Raw genomic sequence first — 16256 nt, 5'->3', positions numbered from 1 at the left:
CGATGGCCGGCCGGGCCGGGGCGACGAGAACGGGCCTGGATCGCCGGCCTTATGATATCCTGGATGGGCCCGGTTGGAACTCACCCCGCGATCATTGCGAGGCCGGGGTCCTCGGGCGGCGGCTTCGAGCGGGGGCGTCCCACGGTCGGTCCTCCTCCTTCCTCCTGCAAACCGCGGCCCGGGCACTCCCGCGAACATGAGGGCGAGTCCGGCCGTCTGGGAGATCGGAGGAATGAGATGATCCCGACCCTGATCCTATCTCCCCGCTATTCCGACGATTCGATCACCCTGCGACGCGCCGCGATCGCCCTCGGCTGGGACGTGATGCGGCTGGCCGGCTGGCGGCCTCCCGAGGACTTCGCGCCCGACGAGCCGGTCCTGCATGCCGAGCCGCTTTTCGCCGAGGCGGTCGCCGAACGACTCGGCCTGTCGGTGGTCGAGCCGCCCGAGGACTTCCTCATCCGGTTGCCCGACCGCTATCTGGGCCGCCGACTCCGCCTGATGACGGCCGCGGAGGCGCGGGGGCTCGCGGGGCCCGCGTTCTTGAAGCCGCCCAATCGCAAGATCTTCTCGCCGCGGGTCTACGCCTCGGGGGCGGATCTGCCCGACATGCCCGACGACGACCCGGTGCTGGCGTCGGAACCGGTCGAGTGGGAGGCCGAGTTCCGTTGCTTCATCCGGGACCGCCGTCTCCGCGCCTGGTCGCCGTACTGGCTCGGCGGCGCCCTGGCGCGCGAGGGCGACGACTGGATCGTCGAGCCCGACGCGTGGGCGGCGACGGGCGCGATGGTCGATCGGCTCCTGGCGGATCCCGCCCTGGACCTCCCGGCCGCGTTCGTGCTTGACGCCGGCGTCGTGAGGGGCGTCGGCCCCGCGGTCGTCGAGGCGAACTCGGCGTCGGGCTCGGGCCTCTACGGCTGCGACCCGTCGGAGGTGCTCGACGTCCTGCGGGCGGCCGTCGTGCCGGCCGCTTGATGATCAGGCCTTCGCCTCGGGCTCCTGCACGCTCCACCAGTGGGCGGCCCTGTCCGCGTCCCAGTCGCCCGCGCAGGCGCACGCGGCCAGGGCGCGTTCGAGGTCGCGGACGTCCGGGAAGCGGTCGTCGGGCTCCTTGGCCAGGCACTTGAGGACGATGCGTTCGAGGTCGTCGGGGACGCCGGGCCTGCGGGTCGAAGGAGGTGCGACCGGGTCGCGGGCGACGGCGATCAGGATCCGGATCGTCCCCCCTTCGGCGAACGGCGGGGCGCCGGTCAGGAGGTAGTAGGCGACGGCCCCGAGCGAGTAGATGTCGCTGCGGGCGTCGACCTCGCGGCCGCCGGTGGCCTGTTCGGGCGACATGAACATCGGCGTGCCCAGGATCCGCCCCTCCTCGCTCAGCTCGGGCGAGCGTTCCGGCGCGACGGCCCGGACCAGGCCGAAGTCGAGCAGCTTGGCCACGTCGTCCGCGCCACCGCGGCGCGAGGCGAAGATGTTCGAGGGCTTGATGTCGCGGTGGACCAGGCCCGCCGCGTGGGCCTCGGCCAGGGCCAGGCAGACCTGACGCAGCAGGTAGACCGCCCGCCCCGGGGGGAGCGGCCCGTGGCGCTTGACCAGGTCCTCCAGGCTCAGGCCCGGCAGGTACTCCATGACGTAGAAATACTCGCCGTCCTCGGTCCGCCCGTAGTCGTAGATCTCGACCGTGTTCGGGTGCGACAGCTCGGCCGTGATCCGGACCTCGCGCTCGAACCGCTCCAGGGCCTTCCCCTCGGCCGCGAAGTCGGGCCGGATCAGCTTCAGGGCGCAGGGCCGCTTGAGGAACTGGTGCTCGGCCAGGTGGACTTCGCCCATGCCGCCCGCGCCCAGCCGTCGCACCAGGCGATACTGGCCGAGCCGTCGCGCCTCGCGGGCCTGGCGTCTCAGCCGGGTGATCGTGTAAGCCCCGTGGCTGGACCAGGCGGCCAGGATCAGCAGGAGCATCGCGTCGAAGCCGAAGTGGGCCAGCGGCGTGCTGCCGCGCTCCCGGCCCAGCCGCGACATCCAGCCCATCGCCTCGGGGTGGAGCACCTGGAGCGCGAGGAGCGTGACGAACGGCAGCAGCGCGATCGAGACGACGACCGAGGCCGCCCGCCGCCAGCTCGACGGCGCGTAGATCCCGTACGACAGGATCAGGACCGTCGACACGAGCACCCGGTGGTTGAACACGAGCTGCGCCCGGGTGGCGTCGCCGCGGAGCGAGAAGTCGAGCATCGTCTGGTACTGCGCGAACGAATAGACGACGGCGACCGTCCCGATCATCCCCAGCTCCATCGCCTCGAACGCGGCCGGCGAGAACGGGCGCATCCCGTAGAGCACGACGTCGAGCGTCCCCAGGGCGACGATCAGCATGACGTAGGGGACGGCCTGCAACGGGTCGGGGTCCCGGACCACCGCGTATTTCCAGGCCAGGATCAGGACCGTGATGACGATGCAGGTCGTCGTCAGCCCGCGCAGGCGGCGCCGCGCCAGGTCGCGGGAGCCGAGCGAGGGGTTCGCCCCCGGCTCGTCCTGGATGGCCTGGTACGGCGTGAATCCCCGCCGGCGGCCGCCGGACGAGGCCGGGGCCGCGGCCGGCGCGGGGTCGGGCTGCGCCGGGGCCGGCCGGCGCACCCAGGTCGCCGTGTCGGCCGCCGACTCGGGCGGGGCCAGGAAGCCGTCGCGCTCCGCGCGCTCGTCCTGGGCGAGGAGGCGGCGGACCTCCTGGAAGAGCGTCTCGTCGCCGCCGGACGAGGCGCGGAGCCAGGCGTCGCGGGCGGCGGGGTCGACCCGGACCGCCTCGTCGAACAGCTCGGCGACGCGGCGCCAGCGCTCGGGGGTCATCCGTCCTCCCCGCGGAGCCGTTCGCCCAGCCAGGCCCGCGCCAGCCGCCAGTCGCGCTCGACCGTGACGACCGCGACGTCGAGCGCGGCGGCGACCTCCGGGACGGTCATGCCGGCGAAGTAGCGGAGGGTCATCACCTGCGCCTGGCGCTCGCTCAGCTCGGCCAGGCGGTCGAGCGACTCGTGGACGGCGACCACGTCCAGGCCCTGCTCTTCGAAGTAGTCGACCACGCCGTCGAGCGGCACGCGCCGCCACTTCTTGCCGCCGCGGCGGCCGGCGCCCCGTCGCCGGGCGTGATCGATGAGGACCTCGCGCATGGCCCTCGCGGCCGCGGCCAGGACGAACCCGCGGTCGTCGGCCTTTTCGAAGACGGCCTCGCCCAGCAGGCGGATCACCGCCTCGTGCACGACCGCGGTCGGCGAGAGCGTGTGGTCGGCGCGCTCGCGGGTCATCATCCGCGAGGCGACGCGCTTCAGCTCCTCGTACAGCATCGCGAGCAGCTCGTCGCGGGCCTGGTCGTCGCCGAGGCGCGCCCGCCCGAGGATCTGCGTCAAATCGCCGGGAGGTTCCATCGTGTGGGTCGCCGGTTGTGGCCCGTCGCTCATGCAAGCCGCCACGGGTATTCTCCTGGAGACGCCGGAAGACGGCAAGACGATGAAGGGGAGCATCGAGAATCCTCGCGTCCCTGGTTGGAGCCGCCCGACGAGGCCGGCTCCGCAAGAAAGAGGTGCTGCCATGACGGGTCGCCGGTTGTTGATCTTCTTCGTCCTCGCGACGTCCGCCGCCGCGGCGGACGACGACGGGCTGCTCCCGCAGGCCCGCGAGCATTTCCGGGCGATGCCCAGGGACATGGCCACGCCGGAGGCCCCGACCCCGCCCGAGCGGGTCCGGCTCGGTCGCGCCCTGTTCTTCGAGCCGCGGATCTCCGCCGACGGCACCACGAGCTGTTCGCGCTGCCACCTCCCCGGGCTCCAGGGGGCCGACGGCCTGCCGAAGTCGATCGGGGCCCGCGACTTCCACCTGAAGCGCAACGCGCCCACGGTCTTCAACGCGGCGATCCACTCGGTCCAGCACTGGGACGGCCGGTTCCCGACCGTCGAGGCCCAGGCGAAGGGGGGCGTGACCGGGCCGGCCTTCGGCAACTCGGGGTTCGCGCCGGTGAAGGCCCGCCTCGCGGCGATCCCCGGCTACCCGCCGCTTTTCCGCGAGGCCTTCCCCGGCCAGGACGACCCGATCACCGCCGACAACCTGGGCGCGGCCGTCGGCGCGTTCGAGCGCACCCTGGTCGCACGATCCCGGTTCGACGCCTTCCTCGAAGGCAAGGCCGACGCCCTCTCGCCGGCCGAGCGGAAGGGCCTGCAGACCTTCGTCGAGACCGGCTGCGTCGAGTGCCACAAGGGGGTCGGCGTGGGCGGCGAGGGCTATCGCAAGTTCGGCGTGAAGTCCGACTACTGGAAGGAGACGGGGAGCGACCCGCCCGACGAGGGCCGATTCGGGGTCACCAGGGAGGCCGCCGACCGCTACAAGTTCAAGGTCCCCGGCCTCCGCGACGTCGCCCTCACGGCCCCCTATTTCCACGACGGTTCCGTCTCGGAACTGCCGAAAGCCGTCCGTATCATGGCGAAGGTCCAGCTCGGCGACGAACTCTCCGACGAGGAGGTCGACGCCATCGTCGCGTTCCTCGGCAGCCTGACGGGGGCCGAGCCCGAGGAGTTCCAGAAGGTCCCGGCGCTCCCGCCCGGCGGCTTCACGGCCGGGCCGCCGGCCAAGCGATGAGCCTGCAGATCCCAGAACAGCGGTGCGCCCCGGACGCTCACATCTCAAGATCCAAGGAGTCTTGCATGTCGACACTACCGAGACGAGAGTTCCTGGCCGGGGCGGGGCTCGCCGCGGCGGCCGCGGCCGCGATGGCGACCTCGCGCGAGGCCGTGGCCGGCGACCCGACCTTCATGAACAACGTGCCCGACGAGGTCCTGGCCGGCAAGGAGCTGCCGACCTTCAAGTTCGAGCTGGAGAAGTCCGAGGGCAAGGTCATCGGCGCCAGCTACGGCAAGGAGGCGACCGTCAAGCAGCTCCCCGTCTCCAAGGGGATCGCCGGCGTCTCCATGAAGCTGGAGCCCGGCGCCATGCGCGAGCTGCACTGGCACGCCACGGCCGCCGAGTGGGCCTTCGTGATCGAGGGCCGCGTTCGCACCACCGTCATCGACCCCGCGGGCGGCTCCGAGACCGACGACTTCGGCCCCGGCGACGTCTGGTACTTCCCCCGCGGCCACGGCCACATGCTCGAATGCCTGGGCGACAAGCCCTGCCACTTCATCCTGATCTTCGACAACGGCTACTTCTCCGAGTTCGGCACGTTCAGCATCTCCGACTGGATCGGCCACGTCCCCAAGGCGCTCCTCGCCAAGAACTTCGGCCTGCCCGAGTCGGCCTTCGAGGGCTTCCCCAAGGAGGAGGTCTACTTCGCCCGCGGCGCGATCCCGCCCGAGACGCCCGTCGCGCCCATCCAGGGCTGGAAGGCCCCGGCGCTGACGCACAAGTACGAGCTGCTGAAGCGGCCCCCGCACCGGACCTTCAAGGGGGGCCGCGAGTGGCGGGTCGACTCGACGGCCTTCCCGATCTCCAAGACCGTCACGGGCGTGATCCTCGACCTGGAGCCGGGCGGCCTGCGCGAGCTGCACTGGCACCCGACGTCGGACGAGTGGCAGTACGTGATCGAGGGCGACGTCAGCGTGACGATGTTCGGCTCGCACGGGCGCTACCGGACCGAGCGGCTGTCGCAGGGGGACGTCGGCTACATCCCCCAGGGCTACGGCCACTCGATCGAGAACGTCGGCGACAAGCCGAGCCGGGTGCTGATCGGCTTCAACACGGGCGTCTATGCGACGATCGACCTGTCGCAGTGGATCGCCGGCAACCCGGTCGACGTGCTGGCCACCAACTTCAGCAAGCCGGCCTCGCTCTTCGAGAAGTTCCCGCGCAAGGACGTGTTCATCGCCCCCAAGGACGGCCGCGCCGAGGGCGATCCGGAGCCCCACTGAGAAACCCGAAAACGGCCCGTTCCGACGCCTTCCCCCGCGAGGGGGGAAGGCCGTCGTCGGGAGGCGGCCGACGCTGTGGAAACGGCCTGGGTGCCAGAGGAAGTCCGCGATCGCGCCCTCCGGCCCGATCCCGCGGCCGGGGGGCGGCTCTTCGTCAGAGGGTGGCGAGATAGCCGCCGTCGACGGGCAGGGCGATCCCGGTGACGTAGTCGCTGGCCGGGCTGGCGAGGAAGACGGCCGCGCCGGCCATGTCGTCGGGGCGGGCCCAGCGGCCGTGGGCGATCCGCGCCAGGACGCGCTCGTGGAGGCCGGGGATCTGCTGGCGGGCGGCGAGGGTCATCTCGGTGTCGAACCAGCCGGGGAGGATCGCGTTGACCTGGATGTGGTCGGCGGCCCAGGCCAGCGCCAGGCTCCTGGTGAGCTGGACGATCGCCCCCTTCGACGTGGCGTAGGCGGCCGCGAACGACGACCCGAAGACCGACGTCATGCTGCCGGTGTTGACGATCTTGCCGCCCCCCTGGCGCTTCATCCAGGGATAGACGGCCTTCGACGTCAGGAAGGCGCTCGTGACGTTCGCGTCCATCACCTGGTTCCACTCGTCGAGCGAGAGGTCCTGGGGCGGCTTGCGGATGTTGATCCCGGCGTTGTTGAACAGGGCGTCGATCCGGCCGAAACGCTCGCCGATCTCGGCGACGGCCCGCTCGACGTCCTCCTCTTTGGAGACGTCGGCGGTGACGGCGATCGCCTTCGCGCCGGCCTGCTCCTCGATCGTCGCGGCGGCGGCGCGGGACTTCTCGGCGTTGCGGCCCACCACGGCGATCGAGGCCCCGGCGGCCGCCAGGCCCAGGGCCATGCCCAGGCCGATGCCGCCGTTGCCGCCGGTCACGACGGCCGTCTTCCCCGTCAGGTCGAAGAGCTTCAAGGGGCCGCTCCCTTTCCGGCCGGGGCGCGGCCTCGGTTCGTCGAGGCGCCCCGGCCGCCGCGCGTCTTGCCGTCGCGGTGCGAAGGTTGGATCATGGAGGCGAGACTCGGGGCCGGGGACGCCCTGGCCCCGGCTCGCTCGTCCGTAAGGCTAATCGACGCCCCCGCCGCTGGCAAGCGGGCCGCAGCCCGCCCGCCGGCCTGCCGGGAGGCGACCGGGAGATGCGCAACGATGCCCGACCCGCGCTGGGAAACCCTGGCCGACATCCTCATCGACCATTCCGTCCGCCTGCAGGCCGGCGAGACGCTCTTGATCGAGTGCTTCGACCTCGTCGACTCGACCCTGCCCCGCCTGCTGATCCAGAAGGCCGCCGAGCGGGGCGGGACCGCGCTGGTGGAGACCCGCGACGCCCGGATCGTCCGCGAGCTGGTGTTGCGGGGCTCGGCCGAGGCCATCGAGCGCTGGGGCCGGATCGACCGGGCGAGAATGGACCAGGTCCAGGCGTATCTCGGCCTCCGCGGGGCCTGGAACATCAGCGAGATGGGCGACGTCCCGGCCGGCAAGCTCGACGCCTACAACGCGCTCTACCAGAAGCCCGTCCACTTCGAGCGGCGGGTGACGCACACCAAGTGGTGCGTCCTGCGGCTGCCCAACGCGAGCATGGCCCAGCAGGCCGGCATGAGCACCGGGGCGTTCGAGGACTTCTACTTCGACGTCTGCACGCTCGACTACGCGAAGATGGCCGCGGCCCTCGAACCGCTCGTCCGGCGCATGGACGCGGCGAGCGAGGTCCGAATCACGGGGCCGGAGACCGACCTGGCGTTCTCGATCGCCGGCATCCCGGTCATCCCCTGCGCGGGAAATATGAACATCCCCGACGGCGAGGTCTTCACCGCCCCGGTCCGCGACTCGATCGAGGGCCACATCCGGTTCAACACGCCGACGATCTACCAGGGGGCCTCGTTCGACGGCGTCCGGCTCGAGTTCCAGAAGGGTAAAGTCGTCCGGGCCGAGTGCGCCGGCGGCGACGCCGAGAAGCTGCAGCGGATCTTCGACGCCGACGACGGGGCCCGCTACACCGGCGAGTGGTCGATCGGCTGCAACCCCCGGATCCTCTCGCCGATGCGCGACATCCTGTTCGACGAGAAGATCGCCGGCAGCTTCCACCTGACGCCCGGCAACGCCTACGACGAGGCCGACAACGGCAACCGCTCGAAGATCCACTGGGACCTCGTGCAGATCCAGCGCCCCGAGTACGGCGGCGGCGTCATCGCCTTCGACGGCGTCCCCATCCGCGTCGACGGCAAGTTCGTCGTCGACGACCTCAAGGCGCTGGACCTCGCCTGAAAATCGGCTTCGTCCGCGGCGGCGACCAAGGAAGCCAGCTCGACGTAAGGTCTTTACTGGATGGTACATGTACGCGAAAAACGGGCGAAAAATTTGGCTCCGTTCGTCGTTTTTCGCATGTTTTTTCGAGTCCTTCGCGGGCGTCGACCGTGGGCGGCGGAATGCGGGGCGAGACGGCCCTCATTCTCCTAGGATGGTCCCGATTCGCGGAGTGGGGACGTCGATCCTGGCGAATTGACCGGCCGGTCGATGGGCTATGGCTCCATCCGGAAATCCGGCCGCATGGGAGGTCCCCAGATGCCGTCTCTCCTGCGTCTGTTTGCGGCCGTCGCGGCGATCCTCCTGGCGATCTCCGTCTGGACGCTGGGCTGGAGACTTTATCACGGGCTCGGCGCCGCCTGGTCGGCCCCGGTGCCATTCGCGGCTTCGAGCCCGAGTCCGGCCTTGCGCGACGTGGTCGAGCCGATCACGATCGTCGAAGGCACGTCTTTCGACGACGGCGGCAGCAAGGGCCTCCGTTTCACCGATGCGCGGGGCGTCCTGAGGGAGGTCTGCCTGGAGGACACGCGCGTCTGGGAGGATGATCCGCGCGTCCTGGAAGGCCGTCACAACGTCATCCTGGACAGCTTCTATCCCGGCGGCGAGCGGGCGCGGCGGGTCCCCATCTCGGGACTCGAGGAGCGAGAGCTGCTGGGGCTCCTTGAGCGTTGGGCACGTCAGGATCCCGACGCCGGGGAACTGGAACGACGTCAGCGGCTCCTCGAACGAGGGGAACTCAAGATCGACGCCTTCTGGGAGGGAATGCCAGGCCGAGTTCACTCGAAGGGGACGGCGGTCGACATCCTGCTTGAGCTACGCTCCAGGAATGGAGCGGTCGACCCGCCGCCTTGAGCCTCGCTGCAGCGACGGAGCACGCAACCGATGCGTCCTCCTCGTCCAGGGGCCGACCGCTCCGAGAACGAGGTTCGGTCGACGAACTCGATTGGGAGGGCCGGCCCCATGGCCGGGCGTTCGAGCAAAGCGGCGGATGAGGGCGAGGGCCTCTCGCCGCGTCGCCCGGGTTCGAGATCCCCGGCCCCGAGGGTCCTGGAGTTCGACGTCCATCGGCTCACGTCCGAGGGGGTCGACGTCGTCTCCAGGAAGGCCTCGGCGCCGGGCTGCGCCTCCATTTCGCCGGCGACCCGGGGCGATCGCCCCGCTGCACGGTCGGGTCACCCCCGCCGGTCGGCCGCCGGCCCGCTCGCGGCGACGCGCACCCAACCTCGGCCGGGGACCCACAGCGACGCCTCGGGACCGGCCGGGTCCAGGGCCAGGAGCCTCACCCAACCGTTCTCGACCAGGTCCCCGACGCCGGGCTGGGCCGACATCACCGCCCGGACCTTGTCGGGAGGCGCCTCCACGATCACCTGCAGCCGCAGCGGTTCGTGATACCAGCCGCCGTCGGCCCCGTGGACCGACTGGGCCGGCAGGCCGGTTCGCAAGTCGCCCCCGTTGCCGAGCACGACTCCGAGCGATCCGACGCGGTTGTGCAGCGTCTTGCTGCCGCAGCCGAAGGCGTCGTTGTCCACCGTCGAGGCCAGATACTGGAGGTTGATCCACGAGGCCACCACCATCGGCGCCGCGAGGATCAGGGCGAGCACCGAGCCGTCGGGATCGGCGGCGCTGTCGTACTCGTGCAGGAACGCCCGGCCGTCCAGGTCCACCCCGCGCGTCCGGACGCGCCGCGCCGCGATGAACGCCGCGTTGCGGGCCAGGCCCCATTCGGGCCGGACCTCGGACCAATCGCGGGCGCGACGGTCCAGCCGCCGGCCCAGGGCCCGGGCCGGTCGCCCGGCCAGGCCCAGCTTGGCCGCCCGCTCGGCCCGCACCTCGGCCCCCGCCTGCTCAAGCCAGCGGCCGAGCCGCTCGACGTCGGCCTCGTGTCCCGGGGGAACCTCGTCGAGGTCGAGCAAGGCGACCTCGTCGACCGACGTGTCATGGACGCCCGGGAGGAAATGCATGTCGGCCGGGAGGTCCCAGCCCCGTCCCCGCAGGCCGACGCGCACTTCGGGGTCGTTGAGCACCGCCGCCGCCACCCGCGCGTTGAGCGCGCCGCCGTGCCCCCCGCAGGCGCCGCAATCGAGCCCGGCGGCATGCGGGTTGTTGGCGCTCCGACCGGCATGGCCGCAGAGCAGCGCCAGGCGTGCAAAAGGGGGACGCAACCCCATGTTCTTGAGGATGCCGGCGGCGAGGTCGATCCGGTCCGACGTCGATACGCCGCGCCCCCGCCCGTCGGGCGTCAGCTCGATCGCGACGGCGTTTTCCGCGGGGGCCACGCGCGGCGTCGCGGCCAGCGCGTCGCGGGCGAGGCCGACCCCGTAGGCCAGGCCGAGCAGCTCCACGAACGAGAAGGCCGCCGCGGGGGCGGCCTGGACCTGCTTGAGGACGCCCCGCACGCCCCCGACGCCCGCGGGCGCGGTCGGCCGGAGCCGGACGCTCGGCTTGAGCAGCACGGGGCAGCGGGCGCCGCCGCCCCCGGCCTGCCATTCCAGGGCCACTCCGAAGAATCCCGCGAAGCCGAGCGTGACGATCTCGCCCGCCTGCGCCTCCAGGCGCCGCCGCAACGGCTCGGACCGGACGTCGATGCAGAACACGGCCTGCACCGCAGGGCGCGAGGCGATCGCCGGCTCGGGCGGCGTCGCGAGCCTGCCGAGGAGGGCGCGGTCGAACCCGTCTTCCCAGGCCTCCTGGAACACGAGCGACACCGACTCGTCAGCGGTCGCGATCGTGGCCGTTGCCGCAGCCGCGTCCGGCGGCCGGGCCCCCGGCATGATCGCGGCGAAGACCGCGTCCCCGGCGATCCGGACGGCCATCAGGTCCAGCAAGCCTCCCAGGTCGGCCCCGCCCTCTCGCCAGGATCGACGCCGCAGGTACGACGCCCAGCCGTAGAGGCCGCCGAGCAGGTGATACAGGTAGGGTTCGCGGCCTTCGGCGGGCACGTCCAGCCAGGTCAGGGCCGCCGCGATCGCCTCCTCGGGCCGATCGGGCAGCCGCCCGACCCGGTCGCGCCAACCCTGGAGGCCGGCGATCTCCAACGACCGGTCCACCCGCTCCGCCTCGCGCCACGAAGCATAGAGGCCCGCTCCGGCCGGCGGCCGCCGCCAGTACGAGCCGCCTTCCGTCGCGTAGACGGCGCACCAGCGGGCGGCGGAGCGGATCAGCCGATCGTCCCAGTCGCTGCCGTGCGCGCGGTCGTATCGCTCGGCGAAGCCCAGCGCGGGGCGCTCCGGCCGCCGGGGCTCGTCGCGGCGGCCGTCGAGGATCTCCTCCAGCGCGGCGGCGTCCCGGCCGTGACGGCTCGCGGCGGCGGCGAGGTCGAGCGGGCCGAAGGCGCCCCGCCTCCATCTCTCCCTGTAGTAATCGACGCCCGGAAAGACCCGGGCGCCCAGCCCGTCGCCGATCTCGCGGGCGGCCTCGTCGATCGGGCGGGCGGAGAATCCGAGGAACGGGTTCACCGCGACGTAATCGTCGAGGTCCCAGAGGGGCGGTATCCGCCGGGCGACGCGCGCCGCCAGGTCGGCGACCGGGCCGGCGCTCAGTTCTTCCTCGACGATCGCGGGACTCTCAAGCATGTTCGGCTCCCTTCGGAATTCGACGGCCCCAGGCGCGGTCGACGAGGCGGTCGGCGACCGCGCCGAGATAGAATCCGTGCAAGGCGTGGACGTGGAAGGCCCGGCCCGAGGCCCGACGCCCGAGGGCCGGCAGCAACGCATGGACGACGACCAGCCCGGTGAAGGCGACCGCCGGAATGGTGGCCGCAAGCCACGCGAGCGCCCCTTCCGGGGCGGGCGGGTCGCCCAGCACCGGCGCCAGAAATCTCTCGGCGCCCCGATAGAGGGCGAAGATCGCCACGGACGCAGCCAGGCTCGCCGCCGCCGCCCACGGAAGGCGGATGAACGTCGACCGGCCGGGCCGCGACGGGCCGAGCAGGACCACCCAGAGCTGCCCGATCGACAGGGCCGCGACCGCCGCGAGCGCCAGCTCGCCGGGGGCGTGGTCGGGCCGGAAGCCCGTCAGGGCCGACGCCGCCGCCACGGTCAGGATCCCCCAGCCCGTGCCCAGGGCGGCCAGCCCCAGCGTCCGGGCGGGCGGGACGACCTCGACGGACGGGGCCGACGCGGGCAGCCCCCCCGACCGCAAGAAGCTCCAGGCCTTGTAGCAGCCGTGCCCGAGGATGTGCAGCAAGGCCGCCGGGAAGGCGGCCAGGCCGCACTGGACCATCATGAATCCCATCTGGGCGACCGTCGACCAGGCCAGGGTCCGCTTGACCTTGACCTGCGCCCACATCGCCAGCATCCCCAGCACGGCCGTGATCGTGCCGACGAGCGAGAGCAGCAGCAGCGCCTCGGGCACCCGCACGACCAGCGGTGCGAACCGCAGCAGCAACGCCCCGCCGGCGTTGATGACCCCGGCGTGCATCAGCGCCGAGACCGGCGTCGGCGCCTCCATCGTCTCCGGCAGCCAGCTGTGGAACGGGAACTGCGCCGACTTGGTCAGCGCGGCCGCCGCCACCAGCAGGCAGATCGCCGTGGCCGACGGCCCGACGACGGGGCCGGCGGTCGCCGCCCTCAGGAAGGCGCCGAGGTCGAACGTGCCCCAATCGCGCCAGACCAGCGCGGCGGCGGCGACCAGGGCCGCGTCGCCCAGCCGGCTGATCAGGAATTTCTTGCGGGCCGGACGCCACGCCTCGGCGCGGTCGGGATAGGAGAGCAGGAGCCCGTGCAGGCCGAGGCTGGTCGTCGCCCAGGCGGCGATCAGCAGCCGCAAGTCGGTGGCCAGCATCAAGACATATGCGGAACTGATCGTGAAGGCGAGCCGGCGCAGGAACCGCCGGCGTATGGGCTCGCCGTCGAGGTAGCGCATCGAGAATCGGAAGGTCACGGCCCCGACCCCCCCCACGAGGAGCGTCAGCGCCGCGCCGAGGCGATCCAGCGTGATCCCCGCGAGGCCGATCGCCCGCGGCGTCGCGACCTGCCAGGCCAGCAGGACGGCCGACGACGCCGCCAGGGCCAGCACGCCGCCCAGCATCGCCCACGCCTCTCCGTCGTCCCCGTTTCTCTCATGGCTCTTGACTCCAGCATCATCGACCTGCGACATCGACATCGACGAGGTCTCCTCCCATGGATCCGTCGGCCCGGCCCGAAAACAGATCGGCGAGCCCCAAATCGGCTTGATATGCGACACTGATTTCGTGTAATCTGTATCGTGTCTTTCCGAGGAGTCAAGCGATGCCTTCGAGAAAAGCCGACGAGACGGCCCCGACGTGGACCTTCCTGAGCAACCACGCCCACGTCCTGCTGCTGATCGCGCAGGACCCCGACGTCACCCTGCGCGAGGTCGCCGACCGGGTCGGCATCACCGAGCGGGCGGTGCAACGCCTCGTGGCCGACCTGGAGGAGGCGCGTTATCTGGAACGGCAGCGCGCCGGCCGCCGGAACCGCTACAAGGTGCATCCCGAGCTGCCGCTGCGCCACCCCGTCGAGGCGCACCGCGAGGTCGGCGCCCTGATCGCGTTGGTCATGCCGTCGCACGGCGGAGGTCGGGCGGATCCGCCCCTTCGGTCGGGCGGCCCCGGCGGGGGGGACCCCGCCCGTCCCCCGTCGCGAGCCAGGGCCGGGAAGCCGGCCGACCCCGCCGGCCCGAAGGCCGGCGCCAGGCCGACCTCGCGGGCCTGCGCCGCGCCGCAGTCCCTCCGCGCGACGTCGCCGGCGAGCGTGGTCGGGGGTCGCGCCCGGCCCGCGACCGCGGGCGGCGTTTCCCCTCGGTGAGAGGCGGGAACCCGCGTGGGTGGTGACGAGAAGATCGCCGCCGAAGATTCTCCGGGACGAGGGGCGTTCGCCTCGTCGGGGCGAATCGAGCGGCCGTCCGTCGCGCAAGATGGGCTGGAGCCAGGGCGCGGCCGATCGCCGATCAGCGATCGTAGCGCATATTCTTAATCAGCGGTCGTCGCTCGGATCCGGCCGCTCTGGACGGCGGGATTTGATTCGGGGCGAGCACCGGCGATTGGGGGGGCGGCTTCGCAGGAATCGGGCTTAAATCGAAAACATGAATGGTTTGCGGCCGATGGGTTCGTCCGTCGGTCGGCCGGACGAACCCGAACCGAATCCGATCGTCGGCCGGAACGGGGGAGACGGCTCGGCGGTCGCTCGTCTCCCGCTCGTCGGGCCTTCGATCGCGGGTCGCGAACTTCAATCGCACTAGAGGATCGCGCCGGTGGCGGACTTCTGGTGGCAGGCGAGCCAACCGGTCCGGAACTGGGAAGGGTGAGGCCCTCAGGCTTCGCGGCCGGCGGCGAGTTCCTCGTTGGAGAGACGGACGGACAGGTTGCCGGCGGGGGATGTCGTCGCGTGCGATTCAGCCATGAACCACTGAAGTCGAGGACCGAGGTCGGAATCGGCCCGGTTATCGCGGCCGATCGATGCGAGATCAGATCCCGGGCAGGGGAGAATCGGCCGGACGCGTAGCGCTTTCCCCCAAGGCCGAGCCATGGCCTTCGTACGAAGTGCCGAGCGCGCGGGCGTGCCGGGTCACGGTGTCCGCGGTGCGGCTTGGCGTGTGGAAGTTTCGGGCCGCGGGGCCGGGTCGCCGCCCGCTCGCTCTTGCTCCTTGATGACCGATTTGAGTTGTTTCTCCAGAGCCTCGACCCGCCGCTTGAGGGCGTCGACCTCCCCGGAGTCTCGATCTCGGCGGGCTTCCCGCAATGAGAAGTCTGCGAGCTTGGATGCGGCCCAAGCTTCCACGAAGTCGGTGGCCGATCCCGCTCCCGCCTTCAGGCGATTTTCCTCGGTGCCCGCGAGCTCTCCCATGCGTTCCCGGTGCGCCTCGGCCGCCGCCTCGCGTTGGTCCTGGTTCGGGCTCGCGGCCATTTCGCAGTCCATCAACTGCTCGGATGCGTCGATGAAACGGTCGATCGTGATTCGCCCTTCCTGGAAGAAGTAGCGTTGGGCGTCCAGCCGGATCCGCGCGGCCCTGGCCAACCTTTCGCGTGCCGCCTGTTCCCCGGACTTCTCCGGTGGAGCAAGCACAGGCGGCGCCTTGGTGGTCGTGGTGAAATGGGGACGACGATCCGAGGGGGCGGCCTCCTGCCATGCGCGACCGGTCGCGGAGAAACATAGCGCACCCGCGGCCGTCATCCCGACGGCGAGCGTCCATACCGCAGCCGTCTTGCACCCGTCGAGGATCATCGTCTGAATCATCCCTTGGTAAGAGGAGAGAACCGAACTCGGAACCGCCTCGGCCAACGTCGTCCGGTCCCATCGCAGAGAGCGAACCGCCTTGACGGTCGCTTCGAGCCAGGCCGACCCGTCCAGGAATGAGGCCGATGACGGGGAGAGGGCCGCACTCTGGTCGGGCAGGGACGAAATGATCGCTGCGAGACGTCCCGGGCCGAAGCCGCGACGAGTCAAGCGGACGCGCAGCTGTTCGCGGGCGCGGGAGAGCCGCACGCGGACCGTGCCGACCGGGCAACCGATCGACCTGGCCGCGTCTTCATAGGTCCGTCCCTGGAGATAGCAGAGGACGACCGGCGTCCGGTACTTCTCCGACAGCCGGGCCACCTCATCGTGAAGGGTTCCCCAGTCGTCGGCGGGAGGAGGTTCCAGCTCGCTGCCGCGCTCTCGGGCCGCGTCCCGTTCGGTCCGCCTGAGGGATATGAGCCGTCCTCGCGCTTTCGACGCGACGCGTCGGGCCACGCCGTGGAGCCATGGGGCGAGCGACCCGTCGACCCGGATCGAGGCCGCCTTGCAGGCGAGCACGAGGAAGACGGCCTGCGCGGCGTCCTCGGCGTCCTGCCGATCGCCGAGCACCTGTCGGCACACTCGAAAGACCATCGGGCCATGCCGCTCGACGAGAATCCGGAAGGCCTCTTCCGCCGATTCGTCCCGATCGAAAACGTAGCGGGAGAGCAAGGTCCGATCGTCGACGTCCACGACCGCTCCGAGGGTCCAGAGCGTGCGAACTCGGCCTTCGATCGACGAACGACGTCCTCCGGCCATGGAACTCCCCCTCGCGACACCTGCTGGGCGTTTTCCCATGGTATGCCCGCGAGGGGGCGGTCGGTTCCACTTTTCCCG

The 16256-nt window shown here is 71.4% G+C and carries 11 protein-coding genes and 1 pseudogene; 6 read left to right on the top strand and 6 right to left on the bottom strand.

Features of this window, described 5'->3' with window-relative positions; translation table 11 throughout:
• Positions 1-237 precede the first annotated feature (237 nt).
• Entirely contained in the window at positions 238-975 is a 738-nt protein-coding gene (locus PZE19_RS11135) for an ATP-grasp domain-containing protein (RefSeq protein WP_277860688.1), read from the top strand.
• 3 nt (positions 976-978) lie between these two features.
• Here the strand turns inward: PZE19_RS11135 and PZE19_RS11130 are convergent, their stop codons facing one another.
• Complete coding sequence (locus PZE19_RS11130; RefSeq protein WP_277860687.1) at positions 979-2835, bottom strand: serine/threonine-protein kinase; 1857 nt, start codon at positions 2833-2835, stop codon at positions 979-981.
• Positions 2832-3503 carry an ECF-type sigma factor gene (locus PZE19_RS11125; protein ID WP_277860686.1) on the bottom strand — a complete coding sequence of 224 codons (672 nt, stop codon included), beginning with the start codon at positions 3501-3503 and terminating at the stop codon, positions 2832-2834. The genes PZE19_RS11130 and PZE19_RS11125 overlap by 4 nt, the downstream gene beginning before the upstream one ends.
• Before the next feature lie 67 nt (positions 3504-3570).
• On the opposite strand from PZE19_RS11125, the gene PZE19_RS11120 reads away from it, so the two are divergent.
• Both PZE19_RS11120 and PZE19_RS11115 read left to right on the top strand, forming a co-directional pair.
• Positions 3571-4611, top strand: coding sequence for a cytochrome-c peroxidase (locus PZE19_RS11120; protein WP_277860685.1), 1041 nt, complete (start codon positions 3571-3573; stop codon positions 4609-4611).
• Between the two features lie 65 nt (positions 4612-4676).
• A complete protein-coding gene (locus PZE19_RS11115) occupies positions 4677-5876 on the top strand; it encodes a cupin domain-containing protein (protein WP_277860684.1) in 1200 nt (399 codons plus the stop codon).
• Positions 5877-6030: 154 nt separating this feature from the next.
• Here the strand turns inward: PZE19_RS11115 and PZE19_RS11110 are convergent, their stop codons facing one another.
• Positions 6031-6798 carry an SDR family NAD(P)-dependent oxidoreductase gene (locus tag PZE19_RS11110; RefSeq protein ID WP_277860683.1) on the bottom strand — a complete coding sequence of 256 codons (768 nt, stop codon included), beginning with the start codon at positions 6796-6798 and terminating at the stop codon, positions 6031-6033.
• 231 nt (positions 6799-7029) lie between these two features.
• Between PZE19_RS11110 and PZE19_RS11105 the strand changes: the two genes are divergently transcribed.
• A complete protein-coding gene (locus PZE19_RS11105; protein ID WP_277860682.1) occupies positions 7030-8145 on the top strand; it encodes an aminopeptidase in 1116 nt (371 codons plus the stop codon).
• A 297-nt stretch (positions 8146-8442) separates the two neighbouring features.
• Positions 8443-9036 (top strand): hypothetical protein, encoded by a 594-nt coding sequence (locus PZE19_RS11100; RefSeq protein WP_277860681.1) that lies wholly within the window; start codon positions 8443-8445, stop codon positions 9034-9036.
• Positions 9037-9356: 320 nt separating this feature from the next.
• On the opposite strand, the gene PZE19_RS11095 is transcribed toward PZE19_RS11100, so the two are convergent.
• Positions 9357-11756: a DUF2309 domain-containing protein gene (locus PZE19_RS11095; RefSeq protein ID WP_277860680.1), complete on the bottom strand. Its 2400-nt coding sequence runs from the start codon at positions 11754-11756 to the stop codon at positions 9357-9359.
• On the bottom strand, positions 11749-13287 hold the full coding sequence (locus PZE19_RS11090) for a proton-conducting transporter transmembrane domain-containing protein (protein ID WP_277860679.1): 1539 nt from the start codon (positions 13285-13287) through the stop codon (positions 11749-11751). The genes PZE19_RS11095 and PZE19_RS11090 overlap by 8 nt, the downstream gene beginning before the upstream one ends.
• A gap of 125 nt (positions 13288-13412) precedes the next feature.
• Here PZE19_RS11090 and PZE19_RS32915 point away from each other — a divergent pair.
• Positions 13413-13703: pseudogene (locus tag PZE19_RS32915) on the top strand (helix-turn-helix transcriptional regulator); the annotation flags it as partial.
• Between the two features lie 1008 nt (positions 13704-14711).
• On the opposite strand, the gene PZE19_RS11080 reads toward PZE19_RS32915, so the two are convergent.
• Positions 14712-16178 carry an RNA polymerase sigma factor gene (locus PZE19_RS11080; RefSeq protein WP_277860677.1) on the bottom strand — a complete coding sequence of 489 codons (1467 nt, stop codon included), beginning with the start codon at positions 16176-16178 and terminating at the stop codon, positions 14712-14714.
• Positions 16179-16256: the final 78 nt, after the last annotated feature.

Origin of the sequence: Paludisphaera mucosa (genome assembly GCF_029589435.1) — a bacterium.
GTDB lineage: Bacteria > Planctomycetota > Planctomycetia > Isosphaerales > Isosphaeraceae > Paludisphaera > Paludisphaera mucosa.
Note: the sequence above shows the minus strand (reverse complement) of the source record. Positions and strands in the feature narration are given on the sequence as shown.

Bases quoted from the DNA above. Each gene is read 5' to 3' on its own strand.
- PZE19_RS11135 (WP_277860688.1), top strand. From the start codon at position 238: ATGATCCCGACCCTGATCCTATCTCCCCGCTATTCCGACGATTCGATC.
- PZE19_RS11130 (WP_277860687.1), bottom strand. From the start codon at position 2,835: ATGACCCCCGAGCGCTGGCGCCGCGTCGCCGAGCTGTTCGACGAGGCG.
- PZE19_RS11125 (WP_277860686.1), bottom strand. From the start codon at position 3,503: ATGCTCCCCTTCATCGTCTTGCCGTCTTCCGGCGTCTCCAGGAGAATA.
- PZE19_RS11120 (WP_277860685.1), top strand. From the start codon at position 3,571: ATGACGGGTCGCCGGTTGTTGATCTTCTTCGTCCTCGCGACGTCCGCC.
- PZE19_RS11115 (WP_277860684.1), top strand. From the start codon at position 4,677: ATGTCGACACTACCGAGACGAGAGTTCCTGGCCGGGGCGGGGCTCGCC.
- PZE19_RS11105 (WP_277860682.1), top strand. From the start codon at position 7,030: ATGCCCGACCCGCGCTGGGAAACCCTGGCCGACATCCTCATCGACCAT.
- PZE19_RS11100 (WP_277860681.1), top strand. From the start codon at position 8,443: ATGCCGTCTCTCCTGCGTCTGTTTGCGGCCGTCGCGGCGATCCTCCTG.
- PZE19_RS11095 (WP_277860680.1), bottom strand. From the start codon at position 11,756: ATGCTTGAGAGTCCCGCGATCGTCGAGGAAGAACTGAGCGCCGGCCCG.
- PZE19_RS11090 (WP_277860679.1), bottom strand. From the start codon at position 13,287: ATGTCGATGTCGCAGGTCGATGATGCTGGAGTCAAGAGCCATGAGAGA.
- PZE19_RS11080 (WP_277860677.1), bottom strand. From the start codon at position 16,178: ATGGCCGGAGGACGTCGTTCGTCGATCGAAGGCCGAGTTCGCACGCTC.